The organism is Bacteroidota bacterium, from assembly GCA_036522515.1.
GTDB lineage: Bacteria > Bacteroidota > Ignavibacteria > UBA10030 > SZUA-254 > VBOC01.
This window is the reverse complement of record DATDFQ010000021.1, coordinates 1-3,203: the sequence shown is the minus strand read 5'-3', so window position 1 is coordinate 3,203 and position 3,203 is coordinate 1. Positions and strand designations below refer to the sequence as shown.

General features: G+C 60.7%; 1 protein-coding gene. It reads left to right on the top strand.

The annotated features are described in order from the left end of the window. The coding region (locus VI215_03325; GenBank protein ID HEY6191338.1) for a FlgD immunoglobulin-like domain containing protein at positions 1-2,518 on the top strand (2,518 nt) is incomplete at its 5' end. Between the last annotated feature and the right edge of the window lie 685 nt (positions 2,519-3,203).

Below are 3,203 nucleotides of genomic sequence, written 5' to 3'. Positions count from 1 at the left end.
CAGGGCCTCGGGACCCCAGTCGCTCGGCACCGCGCTGGGCGGGCGCATCGCCGGAGCCGTGGACATCAACGGACACCTCGTAGGGGGTGACATTCTCCTGATCGTGGACTACACCAACGGCGGATCGAAGCCTGTGATCAGCATCCGGGAATGGAGCACGAATGCCGGCGGATCGTGGTTCCTGATCGCCGATTCACTGACGACCGGCAAGGCGTTCATCGTGACGAACAATACGAACGTTCCGGCGGTCGCGCCGGGCCAGGGCGTCTCTCCCAACGGCTCGTTCACCGATACGACGGTCGCCCTCCAGTTCGTCGAGTTCGGCATCGACCTGACAGGATTAAACCTGTTGCCGATCGATCCGTGCAATCCACTGGCGACTGTTCTTTTCCAGACCCGTTCCTCCGCATCGTTCACGAGCTCATTGATGGATTTTGCGCTCGGAAAGTTTGCGGTCATACCGGCCCCGCAGGCGAACGCCGGACCCGATCAGGCTGTTTGCACGGCAGGCGACGTCACAACCTTCACGCTTGCAGGGAGCGCGGCGAACGGCACGCCCTTATGGTCAGTCCTGAGCGGACGGGTTGCGATCGCAGACCCCACTTCGCTCACCTCCACGATCACCGATACCGGAACCGGAACGGCGGTTCTTCTCCTGACGACGACAAGCGACCAGAACTGCGGCGCCGCCACGGATACGGTTGTGTTTACAGTCAATCCAAATCCGACGGTCTCCGTGAATAACGTCGCGGTTTGCGGCGGGACTTCAGGGACCCTCACGGCGACGGCATCGGGGGGAACGCCTGCGTATTCGTACCATTGGAGTAATGGCGCTACGACCTCCACCATTACGACCAGCACTGCAGGCACTTATTCTGTGACAGTGACGGACTCCAAAGGCTGCACAGGCACCGGATCAGGCTCGATCGGCCTGAGCGGGAATCCCACAGTTTCGGTTCCGCCTGACAGCGCCTGTCCGGGAACTGCCCGCACGCTGACGGCGAATGCGAGCGGCGGCACGCCGGGATACACGTACCTCTGGAGTACGGGCGCAACGACCTCGACGATCAGCACGAGCACCGCGGGCACCTACAGCGTGACGATCACAGACTCGAAAGGCTGCACCGGCTCGGGCTCGGGCACGTTTAGAGCCCTGACGCCGCCCACGGCGTCCGCGACAGGGGGGACGATCACCTGCTTTGAACCCTGTGTCACGATCTCGGCGAGCCCCGCTGGCGCTACGTACAGCTGGACCGGCCCGGGTGGCTTCACCTCCACATCGCAAAGCCCGAGCGTCTGCGACTCCGGCACATATTCGGTGACGGTCACCGACGCGAACGGCTGCACGGGCACGGCCACGGCCCATGTGGCGATCGTGCTTCCTCAGGTCGGAACCTGCGGCGCAGGAGGGGCAATCACACAAGGGTTTGAGCTCGACGGGGACGCGACGGCGGTCGCTCCAAATCCCCCGGACGATTGGAACCTGATCTACAACGGGACTGCTCATCCGACCGAGACAACGGGGATCGTCGTCGACTTCCCGTCGAAGGCGGACGACCATTTCGTCATCGGAACGAAAGATATCGTCGATGTGACGCAGTGGCACTACAGCATCCAGTCCACCCCCGACAAGGACGATATCCTGAACGCGGGAGCGGCCGAGTACGGAACTCAGCTTTATTTCTTCGGCGACAGGTATGCGGTCAACGGGAACGCGCAGATCGGTTTCTGGTTCTTCCAGGACACCGTCCATATCCTCCCGAACGGAACGTTTGCGGGACATCATGAGGTCGGCGACCTCCTGGTTCTCTCGAACTTCGTGGGCGGCGGCGGGACTCCGGTTATCTTCGCCTACGAGTGGGTGGGAAGCGGCGGCTCGGATGGGACGGTGAACGCGCTTACTCTCTCGGCGTCCAATTCGTTTGCGATCACGAATTCCACGGTCAGCTCGCCCCCCTGGCCCTACAAACCGAAAATGGGGCCGGCAGGGCAGTACCCGAAGGGTGCCTTCTTTGAGGGCGGCATCGATGTGGCCTGCCTGCCGGGGATCAACCCGTGCTTCGCGTCATTCCTGATCGAGACAAGGTCGTCTCAATCGGTCACGGCCGAATTGAAGGACTTCGTCATCGGCAACTTCGTCGTGGGATCGGCCGCTCAGGCGCTGGCCGGAAAAGGTTCGGGCGCAGGCGCGGCAGAGTTGAGCCAGGTTCCGGCGAAGCCGTCCGGCTACGCGCTCCGAGGGAATTATCCGAACCCGTTCAACCCGACGACGCAGATCAAGTTCGATCTGCCGGAGGCGAGCCAGGTCAGGCTGAGCGTCTTCAACGTTCTCGGACAGGAAGTTGCGACGCTCGTGAACGGCGTGATGGGCGCGGGCTATCAGTCGGTCGAGTGGAACTCGTCCGATCATCAGGGCGTGCCGCTTCCCTCCGGAGTCTACTTCTACCGGCTGCAGGCGACCTCGATGGTCAACGGGAAGGAGTTCCGCGACGTGATGAAGATGGTGTTGATGAAGTAAGCTGCAAGGAAATCGGCACGATGACGGGGTGGCCTCTCGGAGAGGGGCCACCCGGTCATTCCTCGGGGGAGGAAGGTTCCGAAAAATGTCCCTTCATGGAAGACAGGTTCCTCCGCGAAGATATTTAATCGGGTAAAGCGGAGATTCCGCCCTTGACACTCTTGGGTTACTTTAGTATCATGTCTCCAAGTTAAGACGGGAGTCCTGTAAGTGTATCTGAGGCGCTTCTTTACCCCCTCTGGGACGCTGGCACCTTTCAGCCGTTAGTTCAAAAACCTTTTTTCGATACGATCTATAATTCCCTTTATGGACCGCATTGCTATCTACATCATCGGGTTATCCTCCGGCAAAACCGGCGACGGTAATTCCGAATCCCAATTGCTCGTCCTTGCACTCGTGGCGCGCCGCGACGGCGGGCCCTGCATTTTCCTTCTCTCACCGGTTTCCAATCCGCCTGCAAGTAATGACTAGCTTATTCACCACTACCACATCACAACCAACAAAGGAGAGTGTCATCATGATGCTCAATACATTGTTCTGCAACCTTCGCGCCAGAGTCCCGGCACTGCCGGCGCTTTGCGTCGCGATGCTCGCTTGCTCGCTTGCTGTCACGAGCGGCGCGTTTGCACAGGCGCCCGCCGGAACTCCCGGCAGCGCTGCGAACGTCGAGATCGACGGCAACTTC